The 17,422-nt window shown below is 69.0% G+C and carries 19 protein-coding genes; 11 read left to right on the top strand and 8 right to left on the bottom strand.

The genetic code is table 11. The annotated features are described in order from the left end of the window. Positions 1-98: 98 nt before the first annotated feature. From ABH933_RS24160 to ABH933_RS24150, 3 genes are read right to left on the bottom strand one after another with little or no spacing between them, the layout of a single operon-like run. Positions 99-863: an ATP-binding cassette domain-containing protein gene (locus ABH933_RS24160; RefSeq protein WP_429421301.1), complete on the bottom strand. Its 765-nt coding sequence runs from the start codon at positions 861-863 to the stop codon at positions 99-101. Positions 864-872: 9 nt separating this feature from the next. Then, on the bottom strand, positions 873-1,877 hold the full coding sequence (locus ABH933_RS24155) for an ABC transporter permease (protein WP_429421303.1): 1,005 nt from the start codon (positions 1,875-1,877) through the stop codon (positions 873-875). Beyond that, positions 1,874-2,866 (bottom strand): sugar ABC transporter substrate-binding protein, encoded by a 993-nt coding sequence (locus ABH933_RS24150; RefSeq protein WP_429421305.1) that lies wholly within the window; start codon positions 2,864-2,866, stop codon positions 1,874-1,876. Before ABH933_RS24150 ends, ABH933_RS24155 begins: the two co-directional genes overlap by 4 nt. A 171-nt stretch (positions 2,867-3,037) precedes the next feature. Here ABH933_RS24150 and ABH933_RS24145 point away from each other — a divergent pair, with 171 nt between their 5' ends. Continuing rightward, positions 3,038-4,042 (top strand): LacI family DNA-binding transcriptional regulator, encoded by a 1,005-nt coding sequence (locus tag ABH933_RS24145; RefSeq protein WP_429421307.1) that lies wholly within the window; start codon positions 3,038-3,040, stop codon positions 4,040-4,042. Positions 4,043-4,051: 9 nt separating this feature from the next. Here the strand turns inward: ABH933_RS24145 and ABH933_RS24140 are convergent, their stop codons facing one another. Beyond that, positions 4,052-4,891, bottom strand: coding sequence for an alpha/beta fold hydrolase (locus tag ABH933_RS24140; protein WP_215917589.1), 840 nt, complete (start codon positions 4,889-4,891; stop codon positions 4,052-4,054). Positions 4,892-4,949: 58 nt separating this feature from the next. On the opposite strand from ABH933_RS24140, the gene ABH933_RS24135 reads away from it, so the two are divergent. Next, the gene (locus tag ABH933_RS24135; protein WP_429421309.1) at positions 4,950-5,498 is read left to right on the top strand and encodes a helix-turn-helix domain-containing protein; all 549 of its coding nucleotides are present in this window, start codon (positions 4,950-4,952) and stop codon (positions 5,496-5,498) included. 9 nt (positions 5,499-5,507) lie between these two features. Here ABH933_RS24135 and ABH933_RS24130 read toward each other — a convergent pair whose 3' ends face one another. Next, positions 5,508-6,374, bottom strand: coding sequence for an alpha/beta fold hydrolase (locus ABH933_RS24130; RefSeq protein ID WP_429421399.1), 867 nt, complete (start codon positions 6,372-6,374; stop codon positions 5,508-5,510). A gap of 52 nt (positions 6,375-6,426) precedes the next feature. On the opposite strand from ABH933_RS24130, the gene ABH933_RS24125 reads away from it, so the two are divergent. The 3 genes from ABH933_RS24125 (at position 6,427) to ABH933_RS24115 (ending at position 7,756) form a co-directional block, all read left to right on the top strand. After that, a complete protein-coding gene (locus tag ABH933_RS24125) occupies positions 6,427-7,026 on the top strand; it encodes a TetR/AcrR family transcriptional regulator (protein WP_429421311.1) in 600 nt (199 codons plus the stop codon). Positions 7,027-7,167: 141 nt separating this feature from the next. After that, entirely contained in the window at positions 7,168-7,530 is a 363-nt protein-coding gene (locus ABH933_RS24120) for a hypothetical protein (protein WP_429421313.1), read from the top strand. Between the two features lie 67 nt (positions 7,531-7,597). Beyond that, positions 7,598-7,756: a hypothetical protein gene (locus ABH933_RS24115; RefSeq protein WP_429421314.1), complete on the top strand. Its 159-nt coding sequence runs from the start codon at positions 7,598-7,600 to the stop codon at positions 7,754-7,756. A 53-nt stretch (positions 7,757-7,809) separates the two neighbouring features. On the opposite strand, the gene ABH933_RS24110 is transcribed toward ABH933_RS24115, so the two are convergent. Next, the gene (locus ABH933_RS24110) at positions 7,810-8,487 is read right to left on the bottom strand and encodes a class I SAM-dependent methyltransferase (protein ID WP_429421316.1); all 678 of its coding nucleotides are present in this window, start codon (positions 8,485-8,487) and stop codon (positions 7,810-7,812) included. A gap of 74 nt (positions 8,488-8,561) precedes the next feature. On the opposite strand from ABH933_RS24110, the gene ABH933_RS24105 reads away from it, so the two are divergent. After that, positions 8,562-9,416 carry a helix-turn-helix transcriptional regulator gene (locus tag ABH933_RS24105; RefSeq protein WP_429421318.1) on the top strand — a complete coding sequence of 285 codons (855 nt, stop codon included), beginning with the start codon at positions 8,562-8,564 and terminating at the stop codon, positions 9,414-9,416. Positions 9,417-9,443: 27 nt separating this feature from the next. Here ABH933_RS24105 and ABH933_RS24100 read toward each other — a convergent pair whose 3' ends face one another. Further along, positions 9,444-10,676 (bottom strand): FAD-dependent oxidoreductase, encoded by a 1,233-nt coding sequence (locus ABH933_RS24100; RefSeq protein ID WP_429421320.1) that lies wholly within the window; start codon positions 10,674-10,676, stop codon positions 9,444-9,446. Between the two features lie 162 nt (positions 10,677-10,838). Here ABH933_RS24100 and ABH933_RS24095 point away from each other — a divergent pair, with 162 nt between their 5' ends. From ABH933_RS24095 to ABH933_RS24080, 4 genes are all read left to right on the top strand, one after another. Beyond that, complete coding sequence (locus ABH933_RS24095) at positions 10,839-11,573, top strand: response regulator transcription factor (protein ID WP_429421322.1); 735 nt, start codon at positions 10,839-10,841, stop codon at positions 11,571-11,573. Next, on the top strand, positions 11,574-12,974 hold the full coding sequence (locus tag ABH933_RS24090; RefSeq protein ID WP_429421324.1) for a sensor histidine kinase: 1,401 nt from the start codon (positions 11,574-11,576) through the stop codon (positions 12,972-12,974). Between the two features lie 277 nt (positions 12,975-13,251). Beyond that, a complete protein-coding gene (locus tag ABH933_RS24085; RefSeq protein ID WP_429421326.1) occupies positions 13,252-14,118 on the top strand; it encodes a DUF3159 domain-containing protein in 867 nt (288 codons plus the stop codon). A gap of 27 nt (positions 14,119-14,145) precedes the next feature. After that, positions 14,146-15,348 carry a cytochrome P450 gene (locus ABH933_RS24080; protein ID WP_429421328.1) on the top strand — a complete coding sequence of 401 codons (1,203 nt, stop codon included), beginning with the start codon at positions 14,146-14,148 and terminating at the stop codon, positions 15,346-15,348. A gap of 176 nt (positions 15,349-15,524) precedes the next feature. Here ABH933_RS24080 and ABH933_RS24075 read toward each other — a convergent pair whose 3' ends face one another. Continuing rightward, entirely contained in the window at positions 15,525-16,211 is a 687-nt protein-coding gene (locus ABH933_RS24075) for a TetR/AcrR family transcriptional regulator (RefSeq protein WP_429421401.1), read from the bottom strand. 160 nt (positions 16,212-16,371) lie between these two features. On the opposite strand from ABH933_RS24075, the gene ABH933_RS24070 reads away from it, so the two are divergent. Beyond that, a complete protein-coding gene (locus tag ABH933_RS24070) occupies positions 16,372-17,316 on the top strand; it encodes an oxygenase MpaB family protein (protein WP_429421330.1) in 945 nt (314 codons plus the stop codon). Positions 17,317-17,422 lie beyond the last annotated feature (106 nt).

Below are 17,422 nucleotides of genomic sequence, written 5' to 3'. Positions count from 1 at the left end.
CTCGCTGGCGCTCGGCTCCGTCGTGCGCGTGGCGCGCTGGCTCGTTGGTTCGCTCCGCCGGCGCCCCGCGATGCCCGCAGCGCCGAAGGCCCGCCCGCTCACGACGCCGCCTCCGCGGCTTCCAGGTTCCCGGGGGTCGCCCCGGTGATCAGCCCGACCAACTTGTCTCCATCGACCTCGGATATCGGATGCGCTGCTACCGATCTACCGCGCCGCAGCACCCGGACGTTATCGCAGATCCGCATCACCTGCGCCATATCGTGGCTGATGATCAGCACGGTGACCCCGCGCTCGCGCAGTTTGCGCACCAGCTTCTCCACCGCAGCGGTCTCCCGGACGCCCAGCGCCGCGGTCGGCTCGTCCATGATCACCATCGCCTCGCCCCACGCCACCGCGCGGGCGATCGCGATGGACTGGCGCTGGCCGCCGCTCATCCGTCGCACGGTCGTGCGCACCGTGGGCACGTCCACGTCCAGTTCGCGCATGATCTCCGCGCTGCGGCTGATCATCCTGCGCCGGTTGACGATTCCCAGCGGATAGACCAGCTCCCGGTTGAGGAACAGGTTCTGCCACACCGCCAGATCGTCGATCAGTGCCAGATCCTGGTAGACGGTCTCGATGCCCATTTTGCGGGCGTCCTCGGGGGAGCGCAGCCGGACGGGTTCGCCGCGGAACAGGATCTGCCCGGTGTCGGGCGACTGCACGCCGGTCAGACAGCGCACCAGCGTGGACTTTCCGGCGCCGTTGTCGCCGACCAGCGCGGTGACCTCGCCCGCGGGAATGGTCAGCGAGACGCCGCCGAGGGCGCGCACCGAATCGAAGGATTTGGTCAGGTCCCGTGCCTCGAGCAGGGGAATGGTCATGTTTCGCACCTACTTTCGGAAGCGGGAGATGCCGGCGGCCAGCAGCAGCACCGCGCCGACCGCGACCGGCTGGTAGTACTGCGAGATGCCCAGGATGGTGAACCCGTTGATCAGCGAGGTGAACAGCACCGCCCCGGCGACGGTGCCCAGCACCGAGGCTTTGCCACCGTTCAGCGACGACCCGCCCAGCACCACCGCCGCAATCGAACTCAGCAGGTAAGTGGTCTGCAGTGAGGGATCCGCGCCGCCGTTGCGCGCCACGAGCATCACCCCCGCGATGCCGCACAGCAGCCCCGACATGGCATAGGCGAACAGCCGGATCTTATTCACCGAGATGCCGGTGTCGCGCGCGGCCTCCAGGCGCCCGCCGGTGGCGAGCAGATGCGTGCCGATGCGGGTGCGGAAGATGATGCCCGCCACCACGAGCGCCGCGATCAGCGCCATCAGCCAGAACCAGCGCACCGGGCCGATGCCGTCCAGGGCGAACTTGGACAGGAACGGCGAGCTCACCGCGGTCGTATTGCCGTGCGTCAGTAGCAGTGTCAGACCGCTGATCACACTCAGCATGCCGAGGGTGACCACGAAGTCGGTCATCTGCAGCTTGCCGACCAGATAGCCGTTGAGCACGCCGACCACCAGCCCGCCCAGGATCGCCACCGCGATACTCACCGCGAGCGGATAGCCGCGGCTGTTCATGAAGCCGAGAAGTGCTGCGGCCCAGGGCAGATTCGCGCCCACCGACAAATCGATGCCGCCAACGGTGACCGCGAACTGCTGACCCAGGGCCAGCACGGTCAGGATGGTGGCCGAGACCAGCAGGTCGCCGATGTTGGACAGGGTCAGGAAGTCCGGAGTGGCGATGAAGAACGCCGCCCAGAGCAGCACCAGCGCGATCGGCGCCGCGTATTCGGCTGTCTTGGCAAGGATTTCCGTGCGCCCCTCACGCGCACCGTCGCCCTTCGTGTCTTTGGCGTCCCGGCCGGGATCAGCGGGCGCGATATCTGCCGCGGTCACTTGTTCAGCAGCCCTTCCACCGGGTTGTCGAAGGTGACGATCGGCTTCGGGAACGCGGAGATCTGCGCAGCGACGTTGTCCGAGTTGATGAATGCGATCGGGGAGACCACGCGGGCGGGCAGCTTCTTGCCCTGGTGCAGGGCCAGGCAGGACTGCACGGCGATCTGCCCCTCGGCATACGGGTACTGGGTGACGGTGCCGGTCAGGCTTCCCGACTTGGTCGCGTCGAGCGCGGCCTGGATGCCGTCGGTGGAGATGACCTTGATCTGCCCGCTCTTGCCCGCGTTCTTGATCGCCTGCGCGGCGCCCAGGCCCATGGTGTCGTTGGCGGCGTAGATGCCGGTGATATCCGGGTGCGCCTTCAGGATCGCCTCGGTGACCTGCAGGCCCTTGTCCTGCTCGTAGTCGGCGGGCGCCTCCTGGACGACCTGCAGCTTGCCGGCGACCGCATCATTGAAGCCCTTGTCGCGGTTGATGCCGTTCTGCTCACCCGCGATGCCCTGCAGCACCGCGACCTTGCCGGTGCCGCCCAGGGCCTTCAGCATCTCCTGGCCCGCGGTCTTGCCGGCCTCGACGTTGTCCGAGCCGATGAAGCTGGCGTAGCTCACCCCGGCCGCCTTGGAGGCGTCCGGGTCGATCTGGGTGTCCAGATCCAGGATCGGGATGTTCTTGCGGGCGACGGCGGTGAGCGGGGTGATGACGTTGGTGCCGTTGACCGGAACCACGCCGAAGCAGTCGAAGCCCTGCGCGGCCATGGTGGAGATCTGCGCGTTCTCCCCGTCGGCGTCCGTCTCCGACTGCCCGGCCTGCACGGTCACCTTCACACCCAGCTTGGCTGCCTCGGCCATCGCGCCGTCGCGCAGCGCGGCCCAGTAGGGGTTGGTGAAATTGCGGGTCACGATGGCGATCTTGAAGTCGCCGGAGCTGCTGTGATCACCGCGCCCACACGCGGCCGCGGCGAGCGCACCGACGAGGACAAGCGGCGCCATTGCACGCCTGAATCGAGCATTCATGGGGGTACGACCTATCCCTGTTCCGATCATCAACTCGTGTTGATCAACACGAATTGATGAGTAGTCTGTGACCTGACCCACCCGCTGTCAAGAGGTTGGGTGCAATAGCGTGGCAACGACGCACGAGGCGAACACAGGAGAGCTGGAATGGCAGTGACACGGGCCGACGTGGCGCGCCTGGCGGGTACCTCCCCGGCTCTGGTGAGCTACGTGCTCAACGGCGGGCCGCGGCAGGTGGCCCCGGCGACCAGGGCCCGTATCGAGGCCGCCATCGCCGAACTCGGCTACCGCCCCAACATGTCCGCGCGCAGCCTGCGGATGAATCGCGGGCACGCGCTGGGCATGGTGATTCCCGACGGCGCCAATCCGTTCTTCGCCGAGCTGTCCGCGGTGATCGAGGCGGCGGCGTTCGCCCGGGGATACCCGCTGTTCGTCGGCAACGCCGCGGGGGATTCCGAGCGCGAGCAGGCCTACGTGCGTACCTTCATCGATCGCAGAGTCGAAGGGATGCTTGCCATTTCGTCGTCCTGGGAGACCGGCATCGGCGATGCCTGCGCGGCGGCGGACATGGTGCTGGTAGCCCTGGACCGCATCATCGATCCGGTCCGGTTCGCCCACGTGATGTGCGATTCGGTCGGCGGCGCGGAGCAGGCTGTCGCCCACCTCGTCGGCCACGGCCACCGCGAGATCGCCTGTCTGGCAGGGCCGCGCGTCTCCACGGCCGACGATCGGGTACAGGGCTACCGGAATGCGCTGGCCGCCGGGGGATTGCCCGAGGGGCCGATCGTCCGGACCGATTTCGGCGGCGCGGCCGGCTACCGCGCCCTGTCGGAGATCATCGCCGGACCGCGCAGGCCCACGGCGGTTTTCGTCACCAGCGACCTGCAGGCCATGGGCATGCTCCGCGCTGCCTACGACGCGGGCCTGCGCGTGCCCGACGATCTCGCGGTGGTTGCGTTCGACGGGATCGAATACGCCCGCTACACCCGGCCGGGGCTCACCACCATGGTGCAGCCGACCCGTCGGATGGGAGAACTGGCTGTCGATCTGCTCCTGGAGCAGATCGACAGCCGCACAATGGATCCCGGCGTCCATCACCTCGATGCGACGCTGCGGACCCGCGGCTCCTGCGGCTGTCCCGACGACTTCTGAGCCGGACGTCTACGCGCTCACCAGGCGGCGAATCGCGGCGGCCACCTGTTCGGGTTTCTCCGCGGGCACCACGTGTTCGCAGTCCGCATCCTCGAACCGCGCACCGACCTGTTCGGCGTACCGGCGCTGGTACTCGCGGATGGTGCCGTGGTTGCGGGCATGCATCCGGTCGGCCCGGGATGCCGAGATGAGCACGATGTCGCAGTGCGGCGGTTTCGGTGGGCGGCTTCGGAATTCGCCGATCCCGCTCGCGACCGCCGCGATCTCGCGTCGGTTCTGGGCGATGCCCGCGGGAGAGAAGTCGTCGGTCAGCATCGCCTCGTAGGTGTCGGCGGGGAACATGCGGCCGTAGGGCCGGGTCAGCACGCGCATGAGCGTGCGCGAGCGCGCGAGTGCCTGCTGCACGGCCAGAATTCGGTCGGTCTGCCGCGCCGTGGCCGACCAGTCGTCGTAGATCGGGGCCGCCTCGGGGGTGGTGTCGACCAGCACGAGCCCGTCGGGGTGGGGCGAGAGCCGTTCGATGGTCCGGCGGACGACCAGCCCGCCCATGCTGTGCGCCACCAGGATCAGCCGGGTCGGTGCGAGCGCTTCGACCATGGCGACGAGTGTGTCGGCCATGTCGTCGAGGCTCTGGGGTGATTTCGCCGGGCCGCTGCGCCCGCGCCCGGCGCGGTCGTAGGCGACGGTGCGCGCGATATCGCCGACCAGTGGCACGACCGGATCCCACAGCATTCGCCCGGCCCCGGCTCCGGATTCGAACACCACGCAGGTGTCGCCGGAACCGGCTTCTTCGAGGTAGATCTCGGTGCCGCGCACCGTGAGTCGGCGTCCGGATGCATTTCTTGTCATGCCCGCTCCCCATTAGTTCCAATTTTGGAAATGGTACCAAAAATGGGATAGTAGAGCTATGGACCCCGCCGAGTTGCTACTGCACCCCGTGCGACTGCGCATCGTGCGGGCGCTGTCCGGCAGGCCTGCGCGCAGCGCGAGCGAGCTGTGCGAGCGCCTGCCCGACGTGCCGCGCACGAGCATCTATCGGCAGCTCGGCCTGCTGGTCGACGGCGGAATGCTGGAGATCGGCGACGAGCGGCGGGTGCGCGGCGCGGTGGAGCGCTTCTACCGGCTGCGCGGCGACCGCCCGACGATCGCCCCGGAGGCGGGGGACACGATGACCGCGGACGATCACCGGCGCGGGTTCGCCGCGTCGATGGCCGTGCTGATCGCCGAGTTCAACGCGTATCTCGACCGGCCCGGAGCCGCCCCGTTCGCGGACTCGGTGAGCTACCGGCAGGGCACCCTGTGGCTCAGTGCCGAGGAGCTCGACGCGATGCTCGCGGGCTTCCAGGGGATCGTCGCGCCGCTCGCGGCGAACCAGCCGGGCCCCGGGCGGAGGCCGTATGTGGTGAGCCCGATCCTCTTTCCCGGCGAAGAACCCGCGCCGGGCGATGGCGAGTGATCGTGACGGTCACGAAAGTGGCAGCGGCCCTTTCGATTCGGCGGCGGTGTCGGTCAGGAAGGCGGACATCGCCGCGGCCACGGCCTCGGGCCGGTCGAGCATGGACAGGACGTAGGCGTCGTCGATCTCGACCAGCCGGGCGTGGGGGATCAGCTCGGCCAGGCGGCGGCCGTGTTCGCGGGGCATGACTTTGCCCGCCGAGGACCACAGAATGAGGGCATGGCCCGGGAAGTTATGCAGTGCTTCGGTATTCGCGATCAGCTCAGCCTTAGGGAAGCTGGATCTGGTGTAGGCCAGCAGGTCTCGCCGAATGTCCCGGTTGTGCAGACCGGCTTCGGTCCAGCCGCGTACCAATTCGTCCGGCAGTGGGCGGCGTGCCATCCAGCCGAACAGCAGTGGCGATCGGCGCAACCACCCGATCCGCAGCTGCCGCAACGCCAGCGTGACGCCGCCGGGTAGCGCGCCGGCGACCATGGCCATCCTGCCGGGCAGGCCGGGCGGAAAATTGCCGAATGCCTCGCAGGGCAACACGATCAGCCGTCCGACGCGTTCGTCCAGGCCGTACGCGGTGAGGAACAGGCCGCCGCCCCAATCGCTGTGAACCAGTGTGACATCGCGCAGTTCGAGCGCCGCCAGGAAATCGGCGAGGAGGCGATTCATGCCGCGCAGGCTCAGGTCTGTGCCCGGGCGCAGCGGTTCGGGATGCGCGCCGAGCGGCAGGTCCGGCAGCACGTACCGGAAACCCGCCGGGAGTCGTCCGATGACCGAGTCCCACTGCGTGTGATTCATCAGCAATCCGTGCAGCAGCACCACCGGTGGCCCGTCGCCGTGCTCCGTGTAGTGGATCCGACCTGCGGGTATCTCGACGACCGGCATCTCGACCTCCATTCGAGCGAACGCTCTAGAGCTTTTGCTCTAGTCTGGGTGGATGGCCGAGAAGATGTCAACCCGAGACCGGTTGATCACCGCGGTCGGCGAGCTGATGCGCGGCCGCGGCTACAGCGCCGTCACCGTCAAACAGATCACCGCCGCCTCGCGTGCCCCCATGGGCTCGCTCTATCACCACTTCCCCGGCGGCAAGCCGCAGATCGCCGCCGCGGCCTTGCGCACCTCGGGCGCGGCATACATCCAGCTGCTGCCGCTGCTCATGGACCCGTATGAGGACCTGCGCGAGGCCGTCCCCGCCGCCTTCGCCGCGGCCGCGGAGACCATCGAGCAGAACGGCTGGATCAACATGTGCCCGGTCGCCACCGTCGCGGGCGAGATCGCCGACAGCGAGCCGGATCTGCGCGAGATAGCCGCCGAGGTCATGACCTCCTGGATCGCCGAGGGCACAACGTATTTCGTCCGCCGCGGACTGGCCGAACCCGACGCCCGCGAGCTGACCCTGGCCGTCCTGTCGGCGCTCGAGGGCGCCTTCATCCTCAGCCGCACGCTCCGCTCCACCGAGCCACTCCTCGCCGCCGGCCGCGCGATGGGAGACCGCGTGGTATCGGTGCTGGCGCGAGAACCGGTGGCGGATCGGTAATATCCGGCCCGGACAACCGCTTCGTGACCGGGCAGGTGATCTTCGCCGACGGTGGTGCGGAGGCCGCGGCGGTCGGTGATCACCACTGGCGGTGACGGCCCCGGAGGTACCATTCGGTATCGGTTCTCGAGGGAGATTGTCATGAAGAAACGGACGACTCTCGTGCTGGTCATCTCGGCTCTTGCCACCGTGTTGACCGGCGTTATGGCAGGTCAGGCACAGGCCGGGTCGGCGTTGGGTTCGGACTGCGCGGTGCTGGGGCCCATCGGCTCGAACGCGGTTCCCACCCTGGCGCCGCTGCAGAACATGCCGCAGAGTCAGGCGGCTCCGAAGCTCAACGCATACCTGGGGCAGCTGCGTGGGCAGGAGGGCAGGCTGACCACCGCCCAGGGCAAGGCCGATCTGCAGGCATACATCGACGCCCTGCAGAACGCGACCTCGCCCTCGGCCGCGCCGCAGATCATGGCCGCCATCAACAAACTGCAAACCGACTGTCCGACATAGCCGATCACCGGGAGGGGCGGCGTGCCCATGGAGTGGCGATTCCGAGCTGCGCGACGGCAAGGCGATCGTGCGGACGAACTACTTCGATCCGCTGCCGGTCTTCGGCTGGGTGGCCAGGCATCCGTCGCTGTGGTGGCGCTGGTGGACCTCGGGCGTGGCGCGGCCCTGGCGGACCGGGCACACCATGGCCGACTACACCGCTCTTCCCCTTCCGAGCGGGGTCTAACCAGGTAGGCCGCGCCATCGCGGGGAGTCGGGGCCATTGTGCGACGGGTAGGTCTACGCCGGGCGAGTGGCTCGGTAGCAGACGACGCGGCCCATGTGGCGGTGCGGCGTGGAGCTGATCAGGGTGTAGTCGAATCCGGCGGACTTCAGGAGTTGCGGGATGCTGTCGCCCAGGTTGCCCGCGACGGCGTGGCTGCGCTGTATCTGCCGCGCGAGGAAGCCATCGGCCGGGGTACTGTCGCCGCCGAAGTCCAGCAGGTGCAGACGGCCGCCGGGGCGCAGCACCCGGAACGCCTCGGCGATGGCGGCGGCCTTGATCTCGGTGGGGATGTGGTGGAGCATGAGCGCCGAGAGGACCCGGTCGAATTCCTGGTCCGGGTAAGGCAATTCCTGGGCGTAGCCGCGCTCGAATCGTATTCCACTCAGGCCGTGGGCCTTTCGCTCCGCGCGAGCCAGCGCCTTCGGGTCCGGATCGGAGCCGGTCACCTCGGCGTCGGGCTGGGCACGCTTGGCCTTGAGGACGAGATTGCCGGTGCCGCAGCCGATTTCCAGTACCCGGTGTCCTGGCTCGAGCTCGGCCTGCTCGATGAGCCGATCGTGCAGCGCGGGCGTGCCGAACAGCCGAGAGATCAGATCGAAGGCGGGCAACATCAGATCGGACCCGGCCGCGGGCAGGTAGTCGTGCCGGGCGCTTCCGGCGGGGAGGAGGGAATGTGGATTATGTTTGCTCATGAACTCCATCGTGAGCCGCGGGGAAGTGCGGAAGTGGGGTGATAATCGGCAAGAATTGGACTATCTTCGGTTGCATGTTCGAGGCGGCCCGATTGATTCGTCAGCAGCGCGGCGTGCCGGTCTACGACTACCGGGGCGATCCGGACACGCCCCCGGTGTCCACCATGCGCTATCCGTTCTCGCTGCCCGAGAAGCATCGGCACATTCACGATTTCCCCGCGTTGTGGTACGTCGGCGCGACCGGCGAGCTCTATGTCGTCGCGGCCGGCAAGGTGGTCGACGGCTCCGAGGCGTACAAGCTCGGACCGGGCGTCGCGGTGTTCTTCGATCCCGCCGCACTGGGTGACAATGCGCGGGCGCCGTGGCCCGCGTGGCGCTCACATCCGCTGCTGTATCCGTTCCTGCACGAGGAGCGCGACGGGCTGTTGCGCCTCACCGTGCCGCCAGAACGGCGCCCGTTGTGGGACAACACGATCGAGGCCATCGAGGCCGAGCTGGAGCAACGGCGCGACGGCTACCGGCAGGCGGCGTGCGCCCACCTGACCCTGCTCCTGATCGACCTGGCGCGGCTGGCCGCCGACGTCGCGGGCGACCTGCGCCGCAGCGGCGAGCCGCTCCTGGCCGAGGTGTTCGACGTGATCGACAAGCGCCACGCCGAGACCCTGTCGCTGCGCGACGTGGCACAAACGGTCGGCATGACCCCCGGCTACCTGACCACCCTGGTCCGCCGCCGCACCGGCCGCACGGTCCAGGAATGGATCCTGCACCGCCGCATGACCGAGGCCCGCCGCCTACTCTCCGAGACCGACCTCCCGATTGCCGAGATAGCCCGCCGCATAGGCCTTTCCGACCCCGGCTACTTCAGCCGCCAGTTTCGCAAGACCTTCGGTGTGCCGCCGCGCAGTTGGCGGGCGGGCCCGGCCGGGTGACCCCGAGAGAATCGATCTGCCACTCGATTACCCAGGGCGGCGGGCGAATTCGGGGGCGTGCTCGGGTAGGACGCCGCGTGCTACCAGGTAGGGCAGTGCGTCTCGCAGCATGGGGATGCGGCGTAGCAGGCGTAGCGGTAGTGGGGCTCGGGTGGCGTCGGAGATGTTCAGGTCGCCTTGGAGGGCGGGGGCGATGGCGTGGGCGTGCAGCAGGCGTTGCAAACCCTGCGTGATGACCGTGGGGAGTAGGCGGCGGCGCTGCACGCGGGCGAGGTCTGCGGTTGTCACCGAGTGTGAAAGTAGGGCCGGGGCAAGGATTCTTGCTGCGGCGACCGCGTCTTGGACCGCCAGGTTGATGCCGACGCCGCCGACGGGGGACATGGCGTGGGCGGCGTCGCCGAGGCACAGGAGGCCGTCGGCATACCAGCGGTCGAGGCGGTCGAGCTGTACGTCGAGTAGCTTCACCTCGTTCCAGCTCGACAGGGCGTGCAATCGGTCCGAGAGCCAGGGCACGATCTCGGTGATCGGGCGCATGATGCCGGTGATCGGGCCCTCTCGCAGTGCAGGATCGCTGCCCTTGACGATCAGGGTCGCGCACTGCCAGTAGTCGCCACGGTCGAACATCAGGGCCACTCGGTGCGGAGTGAGGAATCCGAGCGCTCCGGCCGGATCGCTGTCGTGGCGCGGGATCCGGAACCACCACACGTCGAAAGGCGTTGCCCAGCGTCGTGATCCGAGCCCGGCCGCCGCCCGCAGGGCCGAGGTTCGCCCGTCGCACGCCACCGTCAGATCCGCGCGGATCTCTCCGGTTTCCCCGTCGCGGGTGCGGTAGCGCACGCCGACAACGCGCCCGCCCTCCCGGATCACATCGACCGCTTCGGTATTCATGCGCAGCTGGAATGTGGGCTCCGAATCCGCCTCGCGGGCCAGCAGATTCAGCAGATCCCACTGCGGCACCATCGCAATGTACCGATGCGGACCCGGCAGCCGGTCGAACGTGGCTGCGGTGAACATGCCTCCGCGGATGGGCAACTGCACCGAGGTCAACCGCCGGTGCGGTATCTTCGCGAATCGCTCACCCAGCCCCAGCTCATCGAGCAGGTCCAGGGTCGTCGGATGCACCGTGTCGCCGCGGAAATCACGCAGGAAGTCACCATGCTTCTCGAGCACGGTGACCTCGACACCGGCACGAGCGAGCAACAGCCCCAGGACGATTCCGGCGGGACCCCCACCGGCGACGAGACAGGTCGTTCGATCCATCGGTCCCTCCAGCTGCACGGCGCATCCGTGTCTTTTCGATGCTATTGCGCCGCTCTCCGGTTTGCACCGACATCCGGCTCGTTCATGAGATGAGGGGACCCTAAGATAAGCGGGCCGACCCGACCTCAGGATGCTCTCACGATCGAGGGGCATGATGCGGGGGTGGCGCAGGACCTCGCACCTACCGATATGACGCTGATCCGCGGGAGCGGGCAGCGGCTGCTTGTTGTGGATGATGATCCGGGGATGGCGGATCTGCTGGTCACGACGTTGCGGTTGGCCGGGTACGACGCCGCGGTGACGGGTAGAGGGGCTGAGGCGCTGCGGGTGTGCCTGGAGGATCCGCCGGATCTGCTGGTGCTGGATCTGACGCTGCCGGACCGGGACGGGCTGAGTATCTGCCGGGCGCTGACCGAGCGCGGGCAGTCGGTGCCGATTCTGGTCGTGACCGCGCGCGATGCGGTCGAGGACAAGATCGCGGGGCTGGCGCAGGGGGCGGACGACTATCTGGTCAAGCCGTTCAGCGTGCCCGAGGTGCTGGCCCGGGTGCATGCGCTGCTGCGGCGGGCCAGCGTGCGGGGCACCGCCGAGCCGCCCGCGGCGCTGCGGTACGGCGAGCTGTCCCTGGATGAGGGGCAGCGCCAGGCCCGGCGCGGGGAGCGGCGAATTCCCTTGACGCCCACCGAGTATCGACTGCTCGAGTTGTTCCTGGCCAACCCGGAGCGGGTGCTGTCCAAGGATCAGATCATGGATCACGTGTGGGAGTACCGATTTCGGGAGCAGGTCGTGGAGAAGTTGATCTCGCGGCTGCGCGGCAAGATCGACGCCGAGTCGCCCGCGCTGATCCACACCGTGCGCGGCTTCGGCTACCGCCTCGGCAGCGGAAAGGCCCGCTGAATGGCCGCGAGCCGGTTGGGGCCGCTCCGTTCACGGCTCACGGTCGGGATCGTGCTGCTGGCGGGCATCGGGCTGCTGATCGCGGACACCGCGCCCGTGGTGACCCTGTGGTTCTATTTCCGGCACAATGCCGATTCCGGGCTGTACCAGGCTGAACGCATTGTCCGCGCCGCGCCCGGACCGTACGTGCTGAGTTCGGTGCAGCAGCTCGAGCCCGAGGCGTTCTATGTCGCCTTCCTCGGCGAGGACGGACAGGTCATAGCGGAATCCGGTGGTGCGCAAGCAAATGCGACGGACCGGCCCGCATTGCCCGCCGTGATCGGACCGGGCTACGCGGCGCGACCCGTGGCCGCCGCCGCGGTGGGCAACCGGACCCACCGGTACCGCGTGCTGGCCTTCGCGGCGCCGCCCGGCCGGGCGGTGGAGGCGGTCAAGGGTGCACCCCCGATCCCGGTAGCCCGGATCGTGGTCGCGCGCAGCCTGCGATTCGACGACGGTGTGCTGAGCTGGCTGCTGGGTGTCGAGGTCGTCGCGACGCTGGTCGTGCTGATCGGCATCGCGGTGCTGAGCCGGACCGTGCTGCGCGTGGGCCTGCGGCCGCTGCGCGACATGACCGCCACCGCCTCGGCCATCGAGGCGGGTGAGCTCGGTCGCCGGGTGCCGGTCGCCGAGCGCCGCGACGAGGCGCGCGAGGTCGGGCTGGCGCTGAATCGTGCGTTCGATGCCCGCGAGCGCGCCGACGCGCGGCTGCGGCAGTTCATCTCCGACGCCTCGCACGAGCTGCGCACCCCGCTGGCCACCATCCGGGGCTGGGCGCAGAACTACGAGCACGGCCTGGCCCAGGACCGCGAGTCCGTGGATCACGCGATCGCGCGGATCGATGCCGAGGCCGCGCGCATGCACAGGCTGGTCGCGGCGATGCTGCAGCTGGCCCGCCTGGATCAGGTGAGCGCCGCGAGCGAGGAGCCCGTGAATCTGGGCGCACTGGCGCGCGAGGCCGCCGGCGACGTGCGAGCGGTCGATCCCGGCCGGGTGGTGGAGGTTTCCGCGGCCGAACATGTCTACGTCTCCGGCGATATCGATCAACTGCGCCAGGTGCTGCAGAATCTGCTGTCCAACGCGCTGCGGCACACCCCTTCGGAGGCGACGATTTCGGTGACCGTCGCGGTCTCCGAGACGGGCGAGGTCGAGTTGACAGTGGCCGATTCCGGTCCGGGACTGGATGATTCGTCGATCGAGCGGGTCTTCGAGCGGTTCTATCGGGGCGGGGGCTCCGGAGGGGACGGCACCGGGCTCGGGCTGAGCATCGTCAAGGAGATCGTCGAGCGGCACGGCGGTACGATCACCGTCCGCTCCGAGGGTGGAGCGATCTTCACCGCGACCTTTCCGCGTTGCCGCTGACTCGCAGCCGATCCCGCAGCGCGGATCCAGCGTCGACCCGCGCCGTTGACTCGTCGGGTAGCGCGACGGCCGGCTCCATCGCCTCGCGAGCCGCCGGTGCCGTCGGACCATCCCGCCCACACTTGCTCCGCATGCTTCGGCCCGATCACGCCAGCCGTCCGCCGCTCGCTCGCACGCGGAAACCGTCAGCTTTCGGTCAGCTTTCCGGCGCAGCCGCGTCAGCCCCGCCTGATGTCCTGGATTCACAACCGATCCGCGACCAGGAAGGTACACGCCGTTGGCTGCCAGGACAACCACATCGGATCCCGCCCCGGCGCTCGCGCCGACTCCCGAGCTGCGCGAACGCCTGCTGGTCGGGGCGGTGTCGGGCGCGCCGATCGGAACCTTCACCATTGCGATCTCCGCGACGGGGTCGCTGGTGGTCGCCGCCGGCGCCGCGCTCGCCGCGGCGTTCGTGGTGAGCTGCTGGCGCATCGCGACCCGGCGGCCCGGGCGCACCACCGCCGCCGTGGTGGCCGTGGTCGTGCTGCAGGTGACGCTGGCGGCCGTGACAGGCAATGCCGCGAACTTCTTCCTACCTCGCATCCTGTGGGCAGTGGTGTGGTCACCGGTGCATCTCGTGCTGATCCTGGCCGGACGCCCGCCGCTGGGCTGGGCCGTCGGCCGGCTGAGCGGTGATCCGGGGCAGTGGCGGCGCTGCGCCGTGCAGCGCCGGGCCTACACTCTCGCCTCACTCCTGCCCTGGAGCCTGGCCACCGTGGAAATGGTTGTCGCGCTGTGGTTGTACACGCACGGCCAGGTCGCATTGCTCGGCAGCACCGAAATGCTCACCAACGGAATACATCTGCTGTCGTTCCTGGCCGCTTGGCGCATTGCGGTGCGGCTCATAGGAACACATCGCTGTCAGGACGATCCCCGAACGTGCTCGTCCGAGGAAAGGAAATCGTTGATGCGCCTCGACATAGACCCCTCCCGCTGCATCGGCTCGGGGGTGTGCGCCCTGACCGCCCCGGAGGTCTTCGATCAGAACGACTCCGACGGCACCGCGCTGCTACGGCATTCGGAACCCCCCTCGGCCGAATGGGATTCGGCGCGCCTGGCCGCGCGATCCTGCCCGGCCGCGGCGATATCGATCTCGGAATAGCTCGACCGGACACCTCGAGGAGTATCCATGAATACGCCTGTCACCGAACCGATCCCGCTCGACTTCGACCGCGACGATCCCTTACGGCCGGTCCCGGCGGTGCTGGAGCGCCTGGCCGGGACCCCGATTCGGCGCGTCCGGTACCCCAACGGCGGGGTAGCCTGGCTGGTGACCGGGCACGATCTCGCGCGCCAGGTGCTCGGCGACGGTGCGCGATTCACCACCGTGAAGGACGGCAGCCAACCCGGCCGGCAGGCCGAACCGCTACCGTCGCTGCCCTCCCCGGCGTTCCTGCTCGGCGTCGACGGCGAGCTGCATCGGCGGTATCGCGCGATGGTCAACGGCGAGTTCATGGTGAAGCGGATGACCGCGCTGCGCCCGCGCGTGCAGGAGATCGTCGACCGTTGCCTGGACGAGGTCGCGGCGGCGCCGGAGCCGGTGGACCTGGTGTCCACCTTCTGCCTGCTGGTGCCCTCGCTGGTCATCGCCGATCTGGTCGGTGTCGCCCCCGAACACCGAGCCGCCTTCCAGGCCGCGGCGATGGGGATGCTCGGCTTGAAATCGACTGTGCAGACCCGTGATACGGCGATCGCGAACCTCGGGACGATCCTGGACGACGTTATCGACGCGCGCTCGCGGGAGCCGCGGGACGACGTCGTGTCCCGGCTGCTGGCCGAGCAGCCCGGACTGGCCCGGCAGGAGGTACGGAACTTCTGCGTGCTGTTCCTGGTCGCCGGGCACGAGACCACGGCCAATGCCGCCGGTGTCGCCATCGGCCTGCTGCTGGAGAATCCGGACCAGCTCGCCACACTCCGTGAAAACTCGGGCAACGCACGGCAATTCGTGCACGAGATCGTCCGCTACCTGGGCGCGCTCGGCGACGGCGGCGGACTGCTGCGTCGCGCGCTGGTCGATGTCGAGCTCGGCGGCCGGCGGATCGCCGCGGGGGAGTGGGTGGCGGTCAGCCTGCCCGGCGCCAACCTCGACCCGGGCGTCTGCCCGCACGCCGCCCGGCTCGACCTGGACCGTGCCCCGGCCCCACACCTGACCTTCGGCTTCGGCGAACACGTCTGCCTGGGCCAGAACCTGGCCAAGCTCGAGCTCGAGGTCATGCTCGGCACCCTCTTCGCCCGGTTCCCGGGTCTGCGCCTCGCGGTCCCGGCCGGCGAATTACCCTGGCGCACAGAGTCGATTGTGCGCGGGTATCGCGCGCTGCCCGTGCACAGGTGAACCGATACGGTCCGGCGAAACCGATACGGTTCGGCGAGCCGGCAGGGTCCGGTGAGCCGCGGCGCATTCGGTGTGATCGCGGGCGCCGGGGCCGCTGGCGAACCGGACCGTCGGTAGCCCGTGCTGCCGTGTCGGCCAGGCTGGCGTCGTGTTCCTGGACAGCCAGTGGGAGAACGCTATTCGGGGGGTGCGCCGTCCAGCAGTCGGACTACCGAGCGCACGTAGTCCTCGAGCCGTTCGCGCGGGTACTCCTCCGGATCGCTGACCGCCAGGCGGCCCAGCATCTCCGCGACGGTGAGCACGGACCGGGCCAGCAGCCCGGAATCCATTGCCGCCCACCGCCGGTCCAGCGTCGCGCCGACCCGGACCAGCGCCTCGGCGCGCTCGATGATGTCGGCACGCGAATCCCGTAGCGCCGCACGGTATTCGTCGGGGGCGCTGGCCGGGGTGGCCAGGATCAGCCGCCAGCGGGTCGGATTCGCCAGCGCCACATCGACGAAAGCCGCTACCGTCGCGGAGGCCGCCGTCACGGGATCGGCGCCGAGCAGATCGGCGGGCAGGGTGCCGGCGACCTGCTCCAGGCCGCGCTCGCGCTCGCGTTCGAGCAGCGCGGCGACCAGCTCCGCGCGCGTGGCGAACACCGTGTAGAGCACGGGCTTGCCCACGCCCGCCTCCTGGGCCACGGCCTCCATGCTCAGCTCGTGCAGCTCGACGCGGCCCAGCACCGTGAACGCGGCATCGAGCAGTTGCGCGCGCCGCTGCTCGGGGGGTAGGCGCTTGGCATAGCGGCGACGCGGGCGATCCGTCGCGGAGTGCTCGGCGGGCCCGGGCTGTCCCCCCTGGGGCGGCCGCGTCGAACGCATTGTTCGCGCCGCCGAACGCTCGACCGTCACCGCCTGCTCACCTCCGTCGGATCCATACTGTCATGACAAATCCTACGGTGCCGTTGTATTCAAACACCGCAATTGCTACGGTGGTGTTGTATTCGCCATCCGGGCGGGTAGCGCGCACAAGGAGTAGCCGATGGGCTTCGATCCGACCACCCTCCGCCGCGACGACTACGGATTCTTCGGGCCCGGCTCGCCCAGCTGGAAGGTCTGGACGTCCCCCACCGCCGTCATCGGCTTCCAGCGCGCGGTCGTGCTGGAACATTTCGACCCGTTCCTGACCGCGGCCGTGGCCGATTCGCGCGGCATCTACACCGAACCGCGCAGCCGCCTCGACAACACCTTCGCCTACTTCCTGATCGTTGCCGTCGGCGATGGCCGCACCGCCATACAGGCGTCGGAGCACCTGATGACGGTGCACGCGAAGATGACCGGCATCGAGCCGATCAGCGGCAAGCGCTACGCGGCCAACAGCCCCGAAACGCAGCTGTGGATCCATATCACCGGATGGCATTCGGTGCTCGCGGCGTACGAGGCGTTCGGTCCCGGCCCGCTGAGTGCGGAGCAGGAGCGGCGCTACTGGGCCGAATGCGCCGTCGCAGCGGAACTGCAAACGTGTAAGCCCGAAGATGTGCCGCGGTCCCGCGAGGAGGTGCGGGCCTACTTCGAGCGGGTGCGCCCGCGCCTGTGCAGCTCCGAACGCGCGGAGGAGGGCATGCACCACCTGCTGTGGACCTCACCGCGCAACGGCGCCGGCTGGTCCTACGCGCTGGGCAGCAGGCTGCTCTCGCTCGCCTCGGTGGCGACGCTGCCGAAATGGATGCGCACGCTCGGACACTTCGATCGCCCCGGTGTCGTGGACCTGGCGGTCCGGCTGCCCACGAAGGTAATCGTCTGGGCGACTTCGCGATTCAACTCGTTCGGCCTTATCAAGGCCGCCCCGCACATCGCCCCGATGGCCGGGCAGATCCTGGCCCGGCACCTCGCCGCGCCCGAACCGATCACGCCGGAGACGATCACACCGGCGCGTGCTCGTGAGCTGTACGGCTCGCGCGGGTCGACGATCTCCGCGGTGGGCTGATCGCGGGCCGACCTCAACTGCTGCTTCTGCGGGCGGACAATCGAACGCTCGGTCGAACCTTCCGCCACTGCGGGCCTTCCGCGGAGTCCGAGACCGAATCGGTTGG

The organism is Nocardia sp. GP40, from assembly GCF_050434125.1.
GTDB classification, from domain to species: Bacteria; Actinomycetota; Actinomycetes; order Mycobacteriales; family Mycobacteriaceae; genus Nocardia; species Nocardia albiluteola.
This window is presented reverse-complemented; position numbering and strand designations above follow the sequence as displayed.

Coding starts and splice junctions, on each gene's coding strand:
- ABH933_RS24160 (WP_429421301.1), bottom strand. CDS start 863: ATGACCATTCCCCTGCTCGAGGCACGGGACCTGACCAAATCCTTCGAT.
- ABH933_RS24150 (WP_429421305.1), bottom strand. CDS start 2,866: ATGGCGCCGCTTGTCCTCGTCGGTGCGCTCGCCGCGGCCGCGTGTGGG.
- ABH933_RS24145 (WP_429421307.1), top strand. CDS start 3,038: ATGGCAGTGACACGGGCCGACGTGGCGCGCCTGGCGGGTACCTCCCCG.
- ABH933_RS24140 (WP_215917589.1), bottom strand. CDS start 4,891: ATGACAAGAAATGCATCCGGACGCCGACTCACGGTGCGCGGCACCGAG.
- ABH933_RS24135 (WP_429421309.1), top strand. CDS start 4,950: ATGGACCCCGCCGAGTTGCTACTGCACCCCGTGCGACTGCGCATCGTG.
- ABH933_RS24130 (WP_429421399.1), bottom strand. CDS start 6,374: ATGCCGGTCGTCGAGATACCCGCAGGTCGGATCCACTACACGGAGCAC.
- ABH933_RS24125 (WP_429421311.1), top strand. CDS start 6,427: ATGGCCGAGAAGATGTCAACCCGAGACCGGTTGATCACCGCGGTCGGC.
- ABH933_RS24120 (WP_429421313.1), top strand. CDS start 7,168: ATGAAGAAACGGACGACTCTCGTGCTGGTCATCTCGGCTCTTGCCACC.
- ABH933_RS24110 (WP_429421316.1), bottom strand. CDS start 8,487: ATGAGCAAACATAATCCACATTCCCTCCTCCCCGCCGGAAGCGCCCGG.
- ABH933_RS24105 (WP_429421318.1), top strand. CDS start 8,562: ATGTTCGAGGCGGCCCGATTGATTCGTCAGCAGCGCGGCGTGCCGGTC.
- ABH933_RS24100 (WP_429421320.1), bottom strand. CDS start 10,676: ATGGATCGAACGACCTGTCTCGTCGCCGGTGGGGGTCCCGCCGGAATC.
- ABH933_RS24090 (WP_429421324.1), top strand. CDS start 11,574: ATGGCCGCGAGCCGGTTGGGGCCGCTCCGTTCACGGCTCACGGTCGGG.
- ABH933_RS24080 (WP_429421328.1), top strand. CDS start 14,146: ATGAATACGCCTGTCACCGAACCGATCCCGCTCGACTTCGACCGCGAC.
- ABH933_RS24075 (WP_429421401.1), bottom strand. CDS start 16,211: ATGCGTTCGACGCGGCCGCCCCAGGGGGGACAGCCCGGGCCCGCCGAG.
- ABH933_RS24070 (WP_429421330.1), top strand. CDS start 16,372: ATGGGCTTCGATCCGACCACCCTCCGCCGCGACGACTACGGATTCTTC.